Source organism: Nocardia amikacinitolerans (genome assembly GCF_900215415.1).
Taxonomy (GTDB): domain Bacteria; phylum Actinomycetota; class Actinomycetes; order Mycobacteriales; family Mycobacteriaceae; genus Nocardia; species Nocardia amikacinitolerans.
Genome location: NZ_OBEG01000002.1, coordinates 690,977 through 709,178, shown reverse-complemented (window position 1 = coordinate 709,178; position 18,202 = coordinate 690,977). Strand labels below are relative to the sequence as shown.

Annotated in this window: 16 protein-coding genes; 9 read left to right on the top strand and 7 right to left on the bottom strand. The window is 68.0% G+C overall.

Translation table 11 applies throughout. The features are described from left to right. Positions 1-281 precede the first annotated feature (281 nt). The 6 genes from CRP45_RS11570 to CRP45_RS11545 all read left to right on the top strand — a co-directional run bounded on the left by CRP45_RS11570 (position 282) and on the right by CRP45_RS11545 (position 7,499). On the top strand, positions 282-725 hold the full coding sequence (locus CRP45_RS11570; RefSeq protein ID WP_067784386.1) for a GyrI-like domain-containing protein: 444 nt from the start codon (positions 282-284) through the stop codon (positions 723-725). Between the two features lie 73 nt (positions 726-798). Beyond that, positions 799-1,233 carry a GyrI-like domain-containing protein gene (locus CRP45_RS11565; RefSeq protein WP_097245066.1) on the top strand — a complete coding sequence of 145 codons (435 nt, stop codon included), beginning with the start codon at positions 799-801 and terminating at the stop codon, positions 1,231-1,233. A gap of 253 nt (positions 1,234-1,486) precedes the next feature. Continuing rightward, positions 1,487-2,257, top strand: a complete 771-nt coding sequence (locus tag CRP45_RS11560) for a hypothetical protein (protein ID WP_067784392.1) — start codon at positions 1,487-1,489, stop codon at positions 2,255-2,257. After that, positions 2,254-4,395, top strand: a complete 2,142-nt coding sequence (locus tag CRP45_RS11555) for an Rv1355c family protein (protein ID WP_097245065.1) — start codon at positions 2,254-2,256, stop codon at positions 4,393-4,395. Before CRP45_RS11560 ends, CRP45_RS11555 begins: the two co-directional genes overlap by 4 nt. A gap of 43 nt (positions 4,396-4,438) precedes the next feature. Continuing rightward, on the top strand, positions 4,439-6,280 hold the full coding sequence (locus tag CRP45_RS11550; RefSeq protein ID WP_281256186.1) for a putative bifunctional diguanylate cyclase/phosphodiesterase: 1,842 nt from the start codon (positions 4,439-4,441) through the stop codon (positions 6,278-6,280). 91 nt (positions 6,281-6,371) lie between these two features. Further along, positions 6,372-7,499: a glycosyltransferase gene (locus tag CRP45_RS11545; RefSeq protein WP_097245064.1), complete on the top strand. Its 1,128-nt coding sequence runs from the start codon at positions 6,372-6,374 to the stop codon at positions 7,497-7,499. 484 nt (positions 7,500-7,983) lie between these two features. Here CRP45_RS11545 and rsmI read toward each other — a convergent pair whose 3' ends face one another. The 3 genes from rsmI to CRP45_RS11530 form a co-directional block, all read right to left on the bottom strand. Beyond that, positions 7,984-8,814, bottom strand: a complete 831-nt coding sequence (gene rsmI / locus CRP45_RS11540; protein WP_372509816.1) for a 16S rRNA (cytidine(1402)-2'-O)-methyltransferase — start codon at positions 8,812-8,814, stop codon at positions 7,984-7,986. Between the two features lie 377 nt (positions 8,815-9,191). Then, positions 9,192-9,707: a hypothetical protein gene (locus CRP45_RS11535; RefSeq protein WP_143861407.1), complete on the bottom strand. Its 516-nt coding sequence runs from the start codon at positions 9,705-9,707 to the stop codon at positions 9,192-9,194. Next, a complete protein-coding gene (locus CRP45_RS11530) occupies positions 9,707-10,324 on the bottom strand; it encodes a hypothetical protein (protein ID WP_097245062.1) in 618 nt (205 codons plus the stop codon). Before CRP45_RS11530 ends, CRP45_RS11535 begins: the two co-directional genes overlap by 1 nt. Positions 10,325-10,737: 413 nt before the next feature. On the opposite strand from CRP45_RS11530, the gene CRP45_RS11525 reads away from it, so the two are divergent. After that, positions 10,738-12,336 (top strand): dolichyl-phosphate-mannose--protein mannosyltransferase, encoded by a 1,599-nt coding sequence (locus CRP45_RS11525; protein ID WP_097245061.1) that lies wholly within the window; start codon positions 10,738-10,740, stop codon positions 12,334-12,336. A gap of 186 nt (positions 12,337-12,522) precedes the next feature. Here the strand turns inward: CRP45_RS11525 and CRP45_RS11520 are convergent, their stop codons facing one another. Further along, on the bottom strand, positions 12,523-12,882 hold the full coding sequence (locus CRP45_RS11520; RefSeq protein WP_067784410.1) for a GntR family transcriptional regulator: 360 nt from the start codon (positions 12,880-12,882) through the stop codon (positions 12,523-12,525). Positions 12,883-12,889: 7 nt separating this feature from the next. Continuing rightward, a complete protein-coding gene (arcA, locus tag CRP45_RS11515) occupies positions 12,890-14,185 on the bottom strand; it encodes an arginine deiminase (RefSeq protein WP_245910072.1) in 1,296 nt (431 codons plus the stop codon). 125 nt (positions 14,186-14,310) lie between these two features. Between arcA and soxR the strand changes: the two genes are divergently transcribed. Next, positions 14,311-14,796 (top strand): redox-sensitive transcriptional activator SoxR, encoded by a 486-nt coding sequence (gene soxR, locus CRP45_RS11510; protein WP_067784413.1) that lies wholly within the window; start codon positions 14,311-14,313, stop codon positions 14,794-14,796. Here the strand turns inward: soxR and CRP45_RS11505 are convergent. Next, on the bottom strand, positions 14,765-15,637 hold the full coding sequence (locus tag CRP45_RS11505; protein WP_245910071.1) for an SDR family oxidoreductase: 873 nt from the start codon (positions 15,635-15,637) through the stop codon (positions 14,765-14,767). The two genes, soxR and CRP45_RS11505, sit on opposite strands and share 32 nt — an antisense overlap. Positions 15,638-15,761: 124 nt before the next feature. Between CRP45_RS11505 and CRP45_RS11500 the strand changes: the two genes are divergently transcribed. Further along, positions 15,762-16,514 carry an isocitrate lyase/PEP mutase family protein gene (locus CRP45_RS11500; RefSeq protein WP_097245059.1) on the top strand — a complete coding sequence of 251 codons (753 nt, stop codon included), beginning with the start codon at positions 15,762-15,764 and terminating at the stop codon, positions 16,512-16,514. A gap of 61 nt (positions 16,515-16,575) precedes the next feature. Here the strand turns inward: CRP45_RS11500 and metG are convergent, their stop codons facing one another. Then, positions 16,576-18,174 carry a methionine--tRNA ligase gene (gene metG, locus CRP45_RS11495; protein ID WP_281256184.1) on the bottom strand — a complete coding sequence of 533 codons (1,599 nt, stop codon included), beginning with the start codon at positions 18,172-18,174 and terminating at the stop codon, positions 16,576-16,578. Positions 18,175-18,202 lie beyond the last annotated feature (28 nt).

Below are 18,202 nucleotides of genomic sequence, written 5' to 3'. Positions count from 1 at the left end.
GGTGCCGCAGGGGTGGCTCGGGCGTTGCTATCGGTTCGCTGTTCGGCGGCCCGAGCGCCATTCCCCAGGGCGATCGGAGGCGGCGTCGGTGCGGACAACGGCGTCGCATCCGGCGCCGTCGCGCGTCGTCTTACAGGACATCTGTCCAGTTCAGCGCACCCGACCGGCCGGACAGGCGGTAGGACATGTGATCGGTACCACCCGGATCATGTTGATAGCATGGCGTTTCTAGCCGACCGGATGCGGGCGGACCCCTGGATGCACCTCGAAAGAGTCTTTCCATGCAGTTTGAAATCGTCGAGCGGGATGAGACGTGGGTTGCCGGATTGCCGGTGCGCAGCCCGAAGCGTGCGCTCGGGAAACTGCGTGACCACGATCTGGAGGCGGCATGGGCGGCCGTGCTGCACCAGGAGCTCGGGGGGCCGCTCGCCAGCGCCTACACCGACTACACCGGCGAACTCGGCACGTACAACTCCCAGATCGTCGGATACCAGTGCGGCTCCTTCGCCGAGGTGACTCGTGGCCATCTGGTCGCCCGCCTGCCGCGCGGCAGCTACGCGAAGTTCTCTTCGGTCGGTAATTTTCCGCAGGTGATGACCGACCTCTGGACGCAGATCGCCTACGCCGAGGAACACAACCAGATCAAACGGACCTATACCGGCGATTTCGAGTGCTACCCGCACGCGTACAAGATCGATCTGTACCTGGCGGTCGATCCTCGATGAGCGAACGAAGTGAGCGAATCATGTGCCAGCGTGCGTGGCTCATGCCGGAGCTGAGCGCCAGCGAGGCGCAGGCATGAGTTATGCGATCGTCGTCCGCAACGAGGCGCTCTACGGCGGACTGGTGGTGCCGAGGGTGCGCCCGAGCTTCAAGGTCAGCAACAGCGACTTGATCGAGTTCCTGAAGGACCGGTTGCGCGATCGCGGCGCCGCCGCTCAGCCCATGTACACCGTGTATGTGCCCGATCCGGCCGGAAACTACAACGCGATGGTCTGTTACGAATACGCGGAACCGGGCGATGTTCCTGTCGGCGATCTGCTCGTGCGGGTACCGAAGGGCGTCTACGCTCGGTTCGAACCGAATGGGGACTATCACGACCCGGTAGAGGACGTGTGGGCGCAAGTCGACGACGCGACGGCGTCCGCGGAAATCACGCGGGCCTATCGGGAGGAGATCGAGGTCTGGCGCGGGCCGGACGCGGTCGAGTTGTTCATCTCCATCCTCGTGTGATAGCTGCGAGTTAACTAAATGTGAACCGACTGGTCTCTCCTTTTCAACTTAGGAATACCTTGCAGCCTTTGACCTGCATGTATTTCGGGGTACACGATCAGTTTTCGGGAGATTAACCAGACGCCTGGTGAATTCATGCCGGATGACGGATACTGCCCTAGGCAAACTCTCCCGGAGCGCTCGGGCGGCGGGTGAGTTGGTCGGCCCGGCTCGAAACCGCGCGCGGGCGCGGTAGCAACGGAGTAGGAACACCATGACTGTCGAAACAGTCGCAGTCGGCGCCTTCGGCGCGCGCGATGCCGAGGTGTTGCGGTTTCGCGACATGCATTCCGGTTATGTCTTCCATGTGGCTCCTCCGGACGCGCATCCGGATCTGTGGCGACGCTATCTGCGCGGTGCGCTGCGCGTTTACCGGCACTACGAAGTCGATCCGGCATTGGAATACGAGAAAGTTTCCGACGGGCGCTCGACGTCGTTGTTCTTCGCGGCCGTCGACCCGGCGGGCCGGGTGGTAGCCGGGCTGCGGGCGCAGGGGCCCTACCTTGTCGAGGACGAGGTGCACGGGCTCGGCGCGTGGGCAGGACGCCCCGGCGAGGCCGACCTTCGCGCGATGATCGCCGAGCGGATTCGCGAGGGCATCGTTGAGGTCAAGGCGGTTTGGGTGGCGCGCAACGGCATTGCGCACCGTGCCCAGCTCGGCGCCGCGATCTCGCGCTGTGTCGTGCACGCGGCCTGGTTGCTCGGTGCGCGATTCGGTTTCGTCACCGCCGCGGCGCACACCGCTCGCCTCTACGAATCCAGCGGCGGACGGATCGCCGAGGGAGTGCCGCCGGTGCCGTATCCGGACGATCGGTATCGCACCGTCCCGCTCTGGTGGGACACCCGCGCGTACCGCGCCAACGCCAGCAAGCTGCAAGGCTCGCTGCTCGCCCTCGAGCGCGCGGCGCTCGGCGCCTGGTTCGCGCAGGCGCGCCGCCTGTCCACCGCGGTCGACGCTCGGACGGGGGGACTGGCGCAGGCATGAACGGTGACCCTGGTCCCGCTGCGGACTATCGGCCGCTGATCCTCGACGAGACGGTGCCGGACGAAGCGTCCGTCCTCACGCAACTGCGTAAGTCACCGATGATCCGCATTCTCGACCTGCGTGACGTGCTGCACGCCGAACTACGCAAGGTGCTGAATCCGCCCGACGACCAGGGCGTTCCGGAAACGGACCGTTGGGTCTACTACCCGTGGCGGCGCACGCTGGTCGGACTGCCCGGCGAACGGACCTTCCGCGCGATCCGGCTCGACCGCAACCGCAACAAGGTGACCCGCGCCGAACAGCAGCGGCTCGCGGGCTTGGCGATCGGGGTGGTCGGGCAGAGCGTCGGACACGCCATCGCGCACACCCTCGCCATGGAGGGCTCCTGCGGGCTACTACGCCTGGCGGATTTCGACCACATCGAGTTGTCGAACCTGAATCGGGTGCCGGGCAACATCTTCGACATCGGCGTGAACAAGTCGATCGTGACCGCGCGGCGGATCGCCGAGCTCGATCCGTACCTGCCGGTGGAGGTGTACACCGCGGGGATCGACGAGCACTCGGTGGACGAGTTCCTGCGCGGGCTGTCGATCGTCGTCGAGGAATGCGACTCGCTCGACGTCAAGTTCGCGGTCCGCGAGGGCGCGCGCCGCCACCGGCTGCCGCTGCTGATGGACACCAGCGACCGCGGCCTGTTCGACGTGGAGCGCTACGACCTGGAACCGGAGCGACCGCCCTTCCACGGCCTGCTCGGCTCGACCACCGCGGCCGATCTGCGCGGGCTCTCCACCAAGGAGAAGGCGCCGCACGTGATGCGGATCCTCGATCCGAAGGAACTCTCGGCGCGGATGGCCGCGAGCCTGGTAGAGATCGACGAGACCGTCACCACCTGGCCGCAGCTCGGCGGCGACGTGCAGCTCGGCGCCGCCATCGTCGCCACGGCGGTGCGCCGGATCGGCCTCGGCTACAAGCTGTCCTCCGGCCGGACCAGGATCGACCTGGAGCGCGGACTCGACGGACTCGCCGAGCCGGAACCCGAAGACCTGGTCTGGGAGAACGAACCCGACCCCGCCGCCGCGCCGCAGGGACCCGCGTGGGTGAACGTGCTGCACTGCGCGCAGCGTGCGCCATCGGGCGGCAACACCCAGCCGTGGCGGCTGTGGATCGAGGGCGACGCGCTGCGCATCGACCTCGCCGCGAATCGGTCCTCGTCGCTCGACATCGGCTACCGCGGCAGCGCGGTGGCGATCGGCGCCGCGCTGCACAACGCGCGAGCGGCCGCCGCAGCACACGGCGTCCTCGGCGGTCATCGCTTCGTCGAGGACGACGGCTTCACCGCGCTGCTGGAGTTCGGGTCGGGCTCGGATCCGCTGTTGGCTCGCGACTACCCGGCTGCCCTTGCCCGCGACACCAATCGCAAGCTCGGCACCGGCGCGCCGCTCGGCGACGGTGTGCTTGCCGGTCTCGCCGCGGCCGCAGGCGCGGAGGGCGGCGCGGTACACGCGATCACCGGCCGCGCCGAGCTGGCCGAGGCGGCCGCGCTGATCGGCGAGTCCGACCGGATCCGCCACCTCACCCCGCGCCTGCACCAGGAGATGTACAGCGAGCTGCGCTGGCCGGGCGAGGACCTGCGCACCGGCATCGACGTGCGCGGCATGGAGCTGGCGCCGGACGAGCAGGCCAAGATGCGGATCGGCGGACGCGCCGATGTGATGGCGAGATTGCACGAGTGGTCCGGCGGTGTCGCGCTCGGCGAGTACAGCCGGGATCGGGTGCTGTCCAGCTCGGCTCTCGTCGCGGTGACTCTGCCGTGCCGACCGGGGCCGGAAGGCGCGAGTCTGGCCGATTACGCCACCGCAGGGGCGGCGTTGCAGCGCGTCTGGCTGGAGGCAGAACGTCGCGGTTTGGCCGTGCAACCGGTGTCCCCGGTGTTCCTCTACGCACGGCACCCCGACGAGCTGATCGCGATTTCCCCGGATTTCGCGGATACACTAACGTCACTTCAGGGCCGTTTCCTGGACCTGCTGGGAGTGCCTGGACATGAGATCATGGCATTGGTGCTTCGCCTGAGCTACGCGGCAGCAGCCACGGTCCGCAGCGGGCGGCTTCCAGTGCCGGGTGCGGGCGACCGCAGCTAGCACGATCGGAGACAAGGTGCCTCGGCGAACGCTCGACTCACTGGTGACGCAAGTCGCCGCCGAGTTGATGGGCGTCGACGCCACGACCATGGTGGCGGCGAGCGAACGCGTGCTCGCAAAACTGGTCGAGCATTTCGACGTCGACTTCAGCTACCTGCGCCACACCGACCGGGAACGGCGCGCCACAGTGCTCGTCGCGGAATGGCCGCACCGCGGCGAGATCCCCGACCCCGATCCGCTGAAGGTGGTGCAGTTCGAGAACGCCGACTCGGTGTTCCGTGAACTCGAGTTCGCCACTGAGCCGATCGTGGTGCGCCCCGACCACCGCTCCGCCGACTACCAGGAGACGATCCGGCGCTCCTCCGGGATTCCCCAGGTGGCCATGGCGTGTGTGCCGCTCATCTCGCGCGGCGAGTCCACCGGCGTGCTCGGTTTCATCAAACAGGGCGACCGGGACTGGAGCACCAGGGAACTCAACGTGCTCAAGGCGATCGCCGCCCTGTTCGCCCAGGTGCAAGCGCGGGTGGTGGCCGAGGAGCGGCTGCGCTACATCGCGCTGCACGACGATCTGACGGGTCTGGCGAACCGGCGCGCGCTGCTCGAGCACATGGAGGACCGACTACGGCCCGGCAATCCGGGACCGGTGGCGGCGTTCTTCCTCGATCTCGACCGGTTGAAAGCACTCAACGACTTCCTCGGCCACACCGCGGGCGACAACTTCATCCGCACGCTCTCCTCGCGCCTCAGGGAGAACCTGGACCCGAACGACATGATCGCCCGCCTCGGCGGCGACGAGTTCGTCATCGTGCCCGCCAAGCCGATGGACGCGGTCACCGCCGAGCTGGAGGCCACCAGGATCCAGCAGCTCATCGGCCGTCGGGTGACCGTCGGCGGCGAATCGGTGAGCCGGGGCGCGAGCGTCGGCGTCGCGGTGGGCGTCCCCGGCGAGACCACGGTCGCCGACGTGCTGCGCCGCGCCGACCACGCCCTGCTGTCGGCCAAATCGGGCGGCGGGAACGGCGTCGCGGTGTTCACCGACGCCATGCGCGCCCAGTTCGAACTCCAGGACGACGTGGAGCTGAACCTGCGCGGCGCGGTCTCCGACGGCTCGCTGCTGCTGCACTACCAGCCCGAGGTGGACCTGCGCACCGGTCGCATCGTCGCGCTGGAGGCGCTGGTGCGCTGGATGCATCCGACAAGGGGACTGCTGCCGCCCGGTGCGTTCGTCACCGTCGCCGAGGCGACGAATCTGGCGGGCGAGCTCGGCCGGTGGGTCATCCGCTCGGCCTGCGCGCAATTCGCCGAATGGCGCCGTCGCGGTCTGGCCGCCAACGTGGTGATGCGTATCAACGTCTCGCCGGTGCAGCTCGTCAGCCTGGACTTCGTGGAGCGAATCGAGGACATTCTGCGGCTGTTCGGAATCGACGGCAGTTCGGTCTGCCTGGAGATCACCGAGCACGTCGTCGTCCAGGATCTGGCCCGCACCCAGGTGACATTGCGCGGGCTCAAGCGGATGGGCGTGCAGATCGCCATCGACGATTTCGGCACCGGCTACAGCTCGCTGTCGCATCTGAAGGCGCTGCCGGTGGACGCGGTCAAGATCGACCGCGGTTTCGTGCAGCGGCTCGGCGCGAGCACCGACGACCTCGCCATCGTGAAGTCCATCATCGGCCTGGCCGGTTCGTTCGGGCTCGGCGTCGTCGGCGAGGGCGTGGAGACCGCGGTGGCCGCCCGCACGCTGGTCGGGCTCGGTTGCTATCGGGCGCAAGGCTTTTTGATCGCCAGGCCGATGCCCTCCGATCAGGTCGAGTCGCACCTCGCGCTCGGCCGGATTCCGTTGGACCTGGACCTGCCGCGGGCCGCGCGCGGCGTAGCGAAACACTGACCGCCGATTCCCCCGGTTCTTTCACTGCTGTTCACCGCCCGTTGAGTGCTACGGTGCCGCGGGTATCCCGTTGCGCTGCGACGATCGGCGGGTGCGCATCGTGCAGCTGGCGAACTTCTACGGTCCGCGGTCCGGTGGGCTGCGCACCGCACTGCATCATCTGGGTGCTGGCTACGTGGCGGCCGGGCACGAGGTGGTGCTGATCGTGCCGGGACCGCGCCGCAGCGAGGAGCTGCTGCCCGGCGGTGCGCTGCGGATCACCTTGCCCGCCTTGGCCATTCCATGGACGGGCGGCTACCGCGCCGCCGACCCGCGCCGGGTCGCCGACGTGCTCACCGGGCTGCGGCCCGACGTACTCGAGGTGTCGGACCGGCTCACGCTGCGTGGTTTCGGCCGCTGGGCGAGTCGCCGCGACGTGGCGAGCGTGATGATCTCGCACGAACGACTCGACCGGCTGCTCGGTCAGATCCTGCCCGGCTCGCTGGCCCGTCGGTGCGCCGACATCGCCAACCGGCACACCGCCGCCGAGTACGACATCGTGGTCTGCACAACGGAATTCGCGCGAGCGGAGTTCCTGCGGATCGGCGCGCCGAATGTCGAGCTGGTTCCGCTCGGCGTGGATCTGGACCTGTTCAGCCCGCGTCGCCGGGATCGCCGCCTGCGCGCCGACCTCGCGGCGGCCGGGCATCCACTGCTGGTGCACTGCGGGCGGCTCTCGGTCGAGAAGCGCGTCGACCGCAGCATCGAGGCGGTGGCGGAGCTGCGCAAGGCGGGCACCGAGGCGCGGCTCGTCGTCGCGGGCGACGGACCCCGCCGCGACGCGCTGGAACGGCGCGCGCGTGCGTTGCCGCCGCTGCCGAGTGGGCAGCCCGCAGTGCACTTCACCGGCTTCATCACCGATCGGGCGATGGTCGCGAAATTGCTTGCCACCGCTGATGTCTCGCTCGCGCCCGGGCCGCACGAGACCTTCGGCCTTGCCGCGCTGGAAGCGCTGGCGGCGGGCACGCCCGTGGTCGCGAGCCGCTCCTCGGCGCTCGCCGACATCGTCACCGCCGACTGCGGCGCGGTCGCCGACGACCACCCCACCGCCTTCGCCGAGGCCGTCACCGACGTGCTCGCGATGCCCGCCGTCGGCCGCCGCCGCGCCGCCCGCACCCGCGCCGAACAATTCACCTGGCCCCGTGCTGTTGCGGGCATGCTCGCCGTCCTCGGCCGCTAGCCCACCGCCCCCAACGGAACGCCGACCAAAGGTCACCATTCATCGGCCCACCGTGCTGAAGGCCACCCCCGGTCGGTTCACTGGTGCACGCAGGTCGGGTGAATGAAGGTCACATCCAGTCGCCCTGGCGGGGTGGCGGTGACCTTCAATCGGTTACGGCGCCGACCATCCTGGCCGCGGCGCTAGCCCGACCGGCGTGGACCAGGGCGGTCCCACACGGGTTTCGTACGCCTCACACAGGCGGTGCCTACGTGAGGCGTACGAACGCTGTGTGGCAGCCGAAGCCCTCGCTGCGGATCCGTGTGCCTCGTAGGGCGCGCGACCGCGGCGAAGCGTGGGAGTGCTTTGCGAGTATCAGCGCGTCCCACACAAGTTCGATACGCCTCACAGAGGCGGTGCCTATGTGAGGCGTGCGAAAGCTCTGTGGCAGCAGCAGTCCCGCGTAGGGCGTGCGGGCGGTGGGGATGTGGGAAGGGGCTGCGAGTTAGGGGCGGGCGGCGAGGACGGCGTCGTAGAGTTCGCGGCGGGAGACGTTGTTGGCGGTGGCGATGTGGGCGCAGGCGTCCTTGAGGCGCAGGCCCTGTGCCGTCAGGGCTTCGACCTCGGCGACTAGGTCGGCGGGGTCGGTGGCCTTCGGCTGGGCGCCCTCCAGGACGACGGTGATCTCGCCGCGGGCGCTGTCCACGGCCCATTCCGCGAGTTCGGCCAGCGTGCCGCGGACGATCTGTTCGTAGGTCTTGGTGAGTTCGCGGCAGACGGCGGCGCGGCGGTCGGGGCCGAGCACCTCGACGGCGTCGGCGAGGCACTCGGCCAATCGGTGCGGTGCCTCGAAGAAGACGCAGGCCCTCGGCTCCGCGCGCAAGGTGCGCAGCCATTCCTTGCGCTGCCCCGACTTTCGCGGCGGGAAGCCGTCGAAACAGAACCGCTCCACCGGCAGCGCGGAGAGGGCGAGCGCGGTGGTGACGGCCGACGGACCCGGCAGGCAGGTGACCGGAAGATCCCGTTCCACGCAGGCCGCGACCATCCGATAGCCGGGGTCGCTCACCGAGGGCATGCCCGCGTCGGTGACGAGCAGGACGGTGCGCCCCGCCTCGATCTCGCTCAGCAGCGCCGGGATGCGTGCGGTCTCGACGTGGTCGTAGAAGCTCACCACCCGCCCGGTGATCTCGACCCCGAGCGCCTTGGCGAGTGCGCGGGTGCGTCGGGTGTCCTCGGCGGCGACCACATCGGCGGACCCGAGCGCGTCGCGCAGGCGCTGGGACGCGTCCCCGATATCGCCCATCGGCGTCGCCCCGAGCACCAACCGCCCGCCCACCGTCGCCTGCTCTCCCACCGCACTCCCGTCTCGGTCCACACCGGCATCCACCGGACACCAGCAGCCTAACGGGCACGGTCGGATGCGGGCCGCCGTCAGCCTGCGCGGGGGTCGAGGTTCCCATGGGGGCCCCTGGGCCCGGCCGCACAGCGCTTCGATCGTGGAGCCCGCCGCCCCCTCACGCCCGGCCGCCACGGGAGCGGGTGCGCGATGTCGCCTGCCGTCCCTGGCCGCGGCGTTGGTGCCGGCCCGATTTCCCGGGTCTGCGATCCTCGTTCGAGTTCCGGCGCGAGAAGCGTGATTCGGAACGGAGTCCGGATCACCCATGCCGGACGCGAGAGCGGGCATCACCCCTTCGCTCCGCTATGGGTTCGGGTTCAGAGGTCGCTTTTCGTTTTGGCGATGACGTCATCAGCGCGCGCTGTTGCCGAATCGGCATCGATTTTTGCCTTGTCGGCGTCGATCATCAACTGATGGTGGGCCTTGCTGGCGCTCAGATCAGCCTGTTGACCGGCCACTGATTGATGGATGCTGTCCACGGCGTTCATCCCCGCGAGCTGGGTGGTCCATCGACTGAGTTGTTCAGGGGAGGCGTTTCGCACGTTGTCGATCATCTGCAAGGTGGAGTCGACCGAGCTCGCGGTCGGCTTTATATCCGCGGCTTCTGCGGCTTCTCGATATGTTTCGCGTGCGCTGTCCAGCCTGTTCTCGATGCTAGTCAGTTCCGGGTCGTCGGCGATCCTGTCTTTCGCGGCTTCCAGTGGATCGATGAAATCCACTTCTCCGTGGCCGAGATTTTCGACCCCCGGGGCTTGATCCCCAGAAGTCTGCTCGGTGCTGTTTCCTGCGATGAGGTCGATGGCTTCTTCGGCAAGCCATGAAAGAAGGCCCATTATGACACCCTTCCTGAATTGCGTTGGGCAGCGTCCCGCAAGAAACTCTGCAACCGGGGCTCCCACGTGCCGCCATAGGCGCCGTACATGCCCTTCCACAGTCGCGGGCCCAGCGAAGCCCCAAAGTTCGGCGCGAGGTGAATTTCCCGTCGGTCGGTGGTCTTGATCTCGATCGCCACCGGACGAGATATCGAACGAGTCTGCTCGACGGTCCAAATGGTGCCGAAGGGGACAAAGGTGCTGTTCGGATTGGCGAGGAAAGCCTTTATTGTGTCGCGCTCCGTGGTCGTCGCATATTGATAAGCGAAGCGGGCGACGCTTCCGACGGTTTGGAATCGTCCGCTGTACTTCCATGTTTCCAGCATCGGAGCGAGCATCTCTTTACTGAACAGCTTGTCGGGAACTGTGCCCGGCGGCTGTTTGGAATCGGTGAAGAATGCGAGCCAATCCGGATACAGAAGCACGTAACCGTACGGTACCCGGTTCGACCACATCGGCTTGAATTGCTTGTAGAGATGCACCTGTGCGCAGTTCGCCTCGGTCTTCAGGATGGGTCGCGGAGGCTGCGCCGTGCCAAGTATGTAGTTGGCGAATTCTTGGACAAATGGCCTGGTCATTCTTTCTCCTACTGGTTGAACTGGCTCGTTTATCGCCAACGAGCTGTGTGCGGCGACCAAGCCTTGTAACTGTAGGGCGACCAGCGGTTCCGCTCGGGTATCTCAGGGTGAACGATAAGCGCCCTTGGTATAGAAGATTTCACCCCCTAGGTGTCGTGAATTGATCAATTTTCGAACTGTCGCCGGAGAGGTGCGCCTGCAGAGGGGGGCCGCCCACGGTGGGCCGGTAGTGGCATGCGGAGGAATGGTCGCCCGCAGGTCGTCGCCGGCTCGGGATGGCTCAGGAACCGCTGATGGGCCCGCAGGGGAGGGCCTTCGGCTTGGCTGAAGCGGTGGCGGACGGAGGTGTGATTCGGGCGGTGTCCGGGTCACCGATGCGGGACCTGGGGGCCCGCACCTAATACGATCGGGGCGTGACCCAGGTGACCTCCCGCGCGACCGTACCCGGGGCCGTGCCCACCTGGTCGAGCCCCGCGCCGCTTCGGCCGTCGCCCGATTTCGGGCCCGTCGACACCGTGCGCGGCTGGCTGGTCACCGCCTTTCTGACCGCGATCGCGGCGGTGACTCGGTTCACCATGCTGAACTATCCGACCGACGCGGGCACCCCCGTCTTCGACGAGAAGCATTACGCGCCGCAGGCGTGGCAGATGCTGACCGGCGGCGGCGTCGAGGACAACCCTGGCTACGGGTTGGTGGTGCATCCGCCGGTCGGCAAGCAGATGATCGCCATCGGCGAGTTCCTGTTCGGCTACAACGGCTGGGGCTGGCGGTTCACCGCCGCGCTCGCCGGAACCCTGCTCGTGCTGCTCGTCATTCGGATAACGCGCAGGCTCGCCCGATCGACGCTGATCGGCGCCATCGCGGGCATCCTGATGATCGCCGACGGGCTGCTGTTCGTCTCCTCCCGCATCGGCATGCTCGACATCTTCATGGCGCTGTTCGTCACCGCGGCCTTCGGCTGCCTGGTGATGGACCGAGACGACGTGCGCGCCAGAATGGCGCGGGTCGACCTCGAAGGACGTATCGGCGCGACGCAGTGGGGCCCGCGACTGGGTGTGCGCTGGTGGCGGTTCGGCGCGGGCGTACTGCTCGGCCTCGCGTGCGGCACGAAGTGGTCCGGCATCTATTTCATCGCCGCGTTCGGCATCCTGAGCGTCTGTTTCGACGTGGCGGCGCGCCGCGCGTACGGCGTCCGCAAGCCCTGGCTAGGGACGGCGCTGCGCGACGTGGGCCCCGCGCTCTACGCGCTGGTGCTGATTCCGCTCGGCGTCTATCTGGCCACCTACTGGGCCTGGTTCGTGAGCGAGACCGGCGTGTACCGGTACGCGGTCGGCAATCAGGTCGGATCGGGCGGACCCTGGTCGTTCCTGCCCGACGCGTTGCGCTCGCTGTGGTTCTACAGCGGCGAATCCCTGCATTTCCACGAGGGACTGACGAATTCCGCGGGCAACCACCACCCGTGGGAGTCCAAGCCGTGGACGTGGCCGATGGGTCTGCGGCCGATGCTGTACTACTACGCCGACACCAATGTCACCGGCTGCGGGCAAGCGCAGTGCGTGAAGGCCGTGATGCTGATCGGCACGCCGGCGATCTGGTGGATCGCCCTTCCGGTGGTCGGCTGGCTGCTGTGGCGCAGTGTGGTCCGGCGCGACTGGCGCTACGCCGCGGTGCTGACCGGCTACGGAGCGGCGCTGCTGCCCTGGTTTCTGACCCTGGACCGGCAGATGTACTACTTCTACGCGGTGCCGCTCGCGCCCTTCCTGATGATGGGCGTCGCGCTGGCGCTCGGCGACGTGATGGGACCGGCACGCTCGTCGCCGCTACCGCGCAGCCCGCTTGGCACCTTCCTTCCCGAGGTGCCCAACGAGCGGCACAGTCTCGGACTGCTCGCGGTCTGCCTGTATCTGGGTTTGGTGGTCGCGAACTTCATCTGGCTGTGGCCGATCCTGACCGCGCTGCCGATCAGCCCTGCCAGCTGGCACGACCATCTCTGGTTGCCCAGCTGGCGTTGATTCGCACCTCCGGTCCCGGGCCCACATAGGACAGCGCCTATTCGGGCATACCTCCGCCTTCGCTCCTGCCACGTGCGGGCACGAGGCAGCGTCTATTCGGGCGTACCTCGGCCTTCGCTCCTGCCACGTGCGGCGTGGGACAGCGTCTGTTCGGGCGTACCTCGGCCTGCGGCGCGGCAGCGTCGGTCAGTACTCCAGCGCGGATTTCACGTAGCGCAAGGCGGTTTCGTCGTCCAAGCCCAACCGCCGGATGGCCGACACGTACGCGGTCGCGGCGCGTCCGGCCGCGTCGCGGGTCGGGTCGCCGGAGGACGCGATGAACGAACCCTGCCTGCCCCTGGTCTCCAGCACGCCGTCGGCCTCGAGCTCGCGGTAGGCGCGCGCGACGGTGTTGGGCGCCAGGTTCAGCTGGGCGGCCAACGCCCGCACGGTGGGTATCTTCGTGCCCGCGGTCAGCTCGCCGGAGCGCACCTGCGCGATGACCGCGAGCCGCAGCTGTTCGTACGGAGGGACGGGCGAATCGTGGCTGATCGTGACGGTGAACATGGGCGGCTCACACGTCGTCCCTGGCCAGCGGACAGGACAGACACCGTGGGCCGCCGCGCCCGGAACCCAGCTCCGAGCCGGGGATCGGCAGCACCTCGATGCCCGCGTCCAGCAGCCGGGCGTTGGTCATCTCGTTGCGCTCGTAGGCGATCACGACGCCGGGGGCGACGGCGAGGGTGTTGTTGCCGTCGTCCCACTGTTCGCGTTCGGCGGTGACGCCGTCGAGTCCGGTGTCGATCACCCGCAGCTTGCCGATGCCCATCGCCTCGGCCGCTGCGGGCAGGAACGGATCGGGTCCGCGCATCGTCACCCCGCCGCCGCCCTCGTGGCTCACGTAGTCGTCCTCGCGGTGAATCGTGAACGCGCGCAACTCGTCTCGGACGGCCGGGTACATCACCACGGCGTCGGTGTCGACCATGGTGCACACCGTGTCCAGGTGCATGGTCGCCCTGGTCTGGGCGATCGGGATGACCAGCACGGTGTGCGCGAGTCCGTCGTCGAACAGGCTGCGCGCCAACGCTTCCGCGCCGGCGGGCGTGGTCCGCTCGCCGACGCCGACGGCGACAACGCCCGGCCCGAGCAGCAGCACGTCGCCGCCTTCGATCGGCGCGGTGTGCGATTCGTAGGCCCGCCGCACCCCGAGGAAGCGCGGGTGGAAGGCGTAGATGAGATCGGTCAGCGAGGTCTCGCGGATTCGGGCGGGCAGGGCGAGCGAGGTGATCGCAACCCGCGGACCGACCCAGAACGAGGAGTCCCTGGTGAACAACAGGTTGGGCAGCGGGTCGATGACGAAATCGTGCCCGTGGTGCATGCGCCGCACCAATGAGGCCGCGTCGGGGCCGAACGGCAGTTCGTCGAAGGTCATGCCCGCCATCAGGATTTCGGCGAGCTCCTCGGCGGGCACCCCGCGCAGGTAGGCGGCCAGCTCGTCGGCGAGCACGTGGCCGAGCCTGCGCGCGTCGACGGCGGCCGAGATGCCCTGGATTCGCGCCGCGCCACTGGCCGAGATCGTCTCGGCGAGCAGATCCGCGAGCAGCAGCACCTCGACGCCGCGGTCGCGTAACAGGTCGGCGAAGGTGTCGTGCTCCTGTTGCGCCCGCTCCACCCAGGGGATGCCGTCGAACAGCAGCTGGTCGTTGTTGCGCGGGGTGAGTCTGCGCAGTTCGGCGCCTGGCCGGTGTAGCAACACCGTGCGCAGGGCGCCCACCTCGGAAGTAACCCCGTAGCGCGGTTCGAAGGCGCGGTCGAGCCCGCCCCCGCGCCTGTCTTTTTCATCATCGACGGGCACAGCGTCTGCTCCCATCCTCCGACCGTAGTTCGCGATCGGCGTAACAGGATGGAAATCGGCCTCCCAATGCCGCGGGGAGTCCGAATTCGTCCCCAGTACATCCTAACCTGAAGTATTGTTTAGGTGAATGGAGGAGCGTGATGTCGACAGCCGATTGGCGAGCAAAGGAACTGACCCCCGGGCAGCTGTCCGAGCGTAGCGGAGTGGCCGTGTCCGCGCTGCATTTCTACGAACGCGAAGGGCTCATCTCGAGCCGTCGTACCAGCGGGAATCAGCGCAGATACCACCGCGAGACGCTGCGCAGGGTCGCGTTCATCCGCATCTCGCAACGGGTCGGCATACCGCTCAGCGAGATCCGCGAGGCGCTGGACAAACTGCCCGAGAGCCGCACCCCGACCCGGCGCGACTGGGAGACCCTGTCCACCGCGTGGCGGGAGGATCTCGACGACCGCATCAGTCAGCTGATCCGCCTGCGCGACAATCTCACCGGCTGCATCGGCTGCGGCTGCCTCTCGCTCGGCAGCTGCAAACTCGTCAACGAACGCGACCGGCTCGGCGAGGAAGGTCCCGGCGCCAGGGTGCTCGACACGCACCTCAACTGCCCGACGAAGCCAGCAGCCTGTTGAACTGGGCGCTGGCCCGGCGAATCACGAACTCGTAGGGGAACGCGAACTTGCGCGCCCACCAGTAGCCGAAGCGGATGTCGAACGAGCTGTAGATCAGGAACCGATCGCGTTCGACACCGCGCAGGATCGCCTCGGCCACCCGCTCGGGCGACACGGCGTGCTTGGTGAACGCCTTGGTCAGCCTGCGCACCCTTGGATCGTCCCTGTCCACCCCGACCAGCTCGACGGTGTGCACGAGCGGGGTGTTCACCGCGCCCGGCGCCACCAGGTGCACCGAGATGCCGTGCGGTTCCAGGTCGAAGCGCAGCACCTCGGAGACGCCGCGGATGCCGAACTTGCCCGCGCTGTAGGCGGCGTGCCATGGCAGCGCGAGCAGGCCCGCCGCCGAGGACACGTTCACCAGCGCGCCGCCGCGGCCCGCGCGCACCATGGCGGGCACGAAGCTCTCGATGACGTGGATCGGCCCCATCAGGTTGATGTCCACCATGCGCCGCCAGTGCCGGTGCTCGAGGTTCTCCACGGTGCCCCACGCGGAGGTGCCCGCCACGTTCATCACCACGTCCATGCTGCCGTGGTTGTCGTGCACGTCCGCGGCGAAGGCGGCGACGGCCTCGTAGTCGGTGATGTCGAACGGACGCGAGTCGAGCACGGTCCCGCCCGCGCGCCGGATCTCCTCGACCGTGGCGGCCAGTCCCTCGGCATTGATGTCGGTGAGCACCAGCTCGGCACCCTGCTCGGCGGCCGCGATCGCGGTCGCCTTGCCGATGCCGCTCGCCGCGCCCGTCACCAAGACCTTCGCGCCGCGTACCGTCTTGCGGCGTCCTCGCCCCACTCTGCGCACTTCCGATCCCATCTCGCTAGCCGACTCGGCCCATGCAGGCTACTGCGTCCGCCGCGGCGACGCCGATTCCTGGGATGGGGTGTGTCACACTGCGGCGGACGCGAGCGGGGTCCATGATCGGAGTATGACCACTCTGGAAAGCAAGGCCAAAGAACTGCTCGCGCTGCACCGTCCGGGCGACCCGGTCGTCCTGCCGACCGTGTGGGACGCGTGGTCGGCGAATCTCGCTGTCGCCGCGGGCTTTTCGGCTCTCACGCTGGGTAGTCACCCGGTCGCCGACTCGGTCGGGCGCAGCGACAACGAGGGCATGACCTTCACCGAACTGCTCACCAGGGTCCGCCAGATCACGGGCGCGGTCGACGTGCCGATCTCGGTCGACATCGAGGCCGGATACGGCCTCGAGCCCGCCCAGCTGATCGAGGGACTGCTCGACGCGGGCGCGGTCGGCCTGAACATCGAGGACACCGTGCACAGCGAGAACGGACGCCTGCGCGGCGACCAGGAGCACGCCGACTTCGTGCACGGGCTGCGCGAATTCGCCGACGCCGCAGGGGTGCACGTCGTTGTCAACGCGCGCACCGATCTGTTCCTCAAGCAGGTCGGCGACGAGTCCGATCGCATGGACCGCGCCATCGCCCGGCTGACGCTGGCCGCCGCAGCGGGCGCCGACGTGCTGTACCCGGTCGGCAGGCACTCCGACGCCGACATGCGTCGCCTGACCTCGGAACTGCCGCGGCCGGTCAACGCGATCGGCCTGCCGGACAAGTCGGATCGCGCGGAACTCGCCGCGCAGGGCGTCGCCAGGATCAGCTTCGGCCCCTACCTCCAGTTCGCGCTGGCGGCCGAGGCCAACCGGCTGCTCGAACGCTGGAAGTGATTCGGAAACCGTTGCGCGGCACGGCGATTCCCTTGCGGAACGCCGTGCCGCTCCGGTTTCGTCAGTCCTTCTTCTCCAGGTAGCGCGGGTACACCGGCTCCGGAGCGGGCAGCGCGACACCCGGGGTGAGCGGGGTCGCGATATCGGCGAAGGTGCGGCCCTGCTGGGCGAGCAGATCGAGGATCTTGGCCGACGACCCCGGCAGCACCGGCTGCACCAGGATCGCGACGATGCGCACGACCTCGAGCGTCACGTACAGCACCGTCGCCATGCGGGCGAGGTGCTCCTCGGTGCCCGACTTGCGCAGCGCCCACGGCGCCTGGGCCGAGAAGTACTTGTTGGTCTCGCCGAGGGTCAGCCAGATCGCCTCGAGCGCGAGATGCATCTGCTGGGCGTCGAATTCGGCGCGGCAGCGTTCCAGCAGGCCGTTCGCGCGGTCGAGCAGTTCGCGGTCCTCGGCGGTGAACTCGCCCGGCGTCGGCACGGCGGCGTCGCAGTTCTTGTTCACCATCGTCAGGCTGCGCTGCACCAGGTTGCCGAACTCGTTGGCCAGGTCGCTGTTGATCCGGCCGACGATGGCCTCGTGGCTGTAGCTGCCGTCCTGACCGTAGGAGATCTCGCGCAGCAGGAAGAAGCGCACCGCGTCGACACCGTATTCGTCGACGAGCTCGAGCGGGTCGACGACGTTGCCGACCGACTTCGACATCTTCTCGCCCTTGTTGTACAGGAAGCCGTGCACGAACACGCGTTTCGGCAGCTCCACCCCGGCCGACATCAGGAACGCGGGCCAGTACACCGTGTGGAAGCGGGTGATGTCCTTGCCGATGATGTGCACGTCGGCGGGCCAGAACTTCTGGAAGGCAGCGGATTCGGTGTCCGGGAAGCCGACGCCGGTGATGTAGTTGGTGAGCGCGTCCACCCAGACGTACATCACGTGGTCGGGGTGGTCCGGCACCGGCACGCCCCAGTCGAACGTGGTCCGCGAGATGGACAGATCCTTCAGGCCCGCCTTCACGTAGCTGACGATCTCGTTGCGACGCGTTGCGGGCGCGATGAATTCGGGGTGCTCCTCGTAGAGCGCGAGCAGCCGGTCCTGGTACTTCGACAGCCGGAAGAAGTAGTTGGACTCCTCGGTCCACTCCACCGGCGTCTTGGTCTCGGTGGAGACGCGGCTGCCGTCGTCGAGCAGCGTCGTCTCCTCCTCGGTGTAGAAGGCCTCGTCGCGCACCGAGTACCAGCCGGAGTAGTTGTCCAGGTAGATGTCGCCGTTGGCGAGCATCCGCTCCCAGATCGCGACGCTCGCTGCCTGGTGGTCGGCGTCGGTGGTGCGGATGAACCGGTCGTAGGAGACGTCGAGCGTCTTGTCGAGCTGCTCGAAGACGTCGGAGTTGCGCGCCGCGAGCTCTTCCACCGGAATGCCCTCGGCGGCCGCGGCCTGCTGCATCTTCTGGCCGTGCTCGTCGGTTCCGGTCATGAAGAACACGTCGTAGCCGTCGAGGCGCTTGAATCGGGCGATGGCGTCCGCCGAGATGTACTCGTAGGCATGCCCGATGTGCGGCGCACCGTTCGGGTAGGCGATGGCCGTTGTGATGTAGAAGGCGGGGCGTTCAGCTGCGCTCATGGTGTGTCTACTGTAATGCGCGTGCTTTCCGTCGCCCACGTGAATATCCCCGCAGGACCCGGCCGTC

Bases quoted from the DNA above. Each gene is read 5' to 3' on its own strand.
- arcA (WP_245910072.1), bottom strand. From the start codon at position 14,185: ATGGGAGCAGACGCTGTGCCCGTCGATGATGAAAAAGACAGGCGCGGG.
- soxR (WP_067784413.1), top strand. From the start codon at position 14,311: ATGTCGACAGCCGATTGGCGAGCAAAGGAACTGACCCCCGGGCAGCTG.
- CRP45_RS11565 (WP_097245066.1), top strand. From the start codon at position 799: ATGAGTTATGCGATCGTCGTCCGCAACGAGGCGCTCTACGGCGGACTG.
- CRP45_RS11500 (WP_097245059.1), top strand. From the start codon at position 15,762: ATGACCACTCTGGAAAGCAAGGCCAAAGAACTGCTCGCGCTGCACCGT.
- CRP45_RS11520 (WP_067784410.1), bottom strand. From the start codon at position 12,882: ATGTTCACCGTCACGATCAGCCACGATTCGCCCGTCCCTCCGTACGAA.
- CRP45_RS11555 (WP_097245065.1), top strand. From the start codon at position 2,254: ATGAACGGTGACCCTGGTCCCGCTGCGGACTATCGGCCGCTGATCCTC.
- CRP45_RS11530 (WP_097245062.1), bottom strand. From the start codon at position 10,324: ATGACCAGGCCATTTGTCCAAGAATTCGCCAACTACATACTTGGCACG.
- CRP45_RS11570 (WP_067784386.1), top strand. From the start codon at position 282: ATGCAGTTTGAAATCGTCGAGCGGGATGAGACGTGGGTTGCCGGATTG.
- CRP45_RS11535 (WP_143861407.1), bottom strand. From the start codon at position 9,707: ATGGGCCTTCTTTCATGGCTTGCCGAAGAAGCCATCGACCTCATCGCA.
- CRP45_RS11560 (WP_067784392.1), top strand. From the start codon at position 1,487: ATGACTGTCGAAACAGTCGCAGTCGGCGCCTTCGGCGCGCGCGATGCC.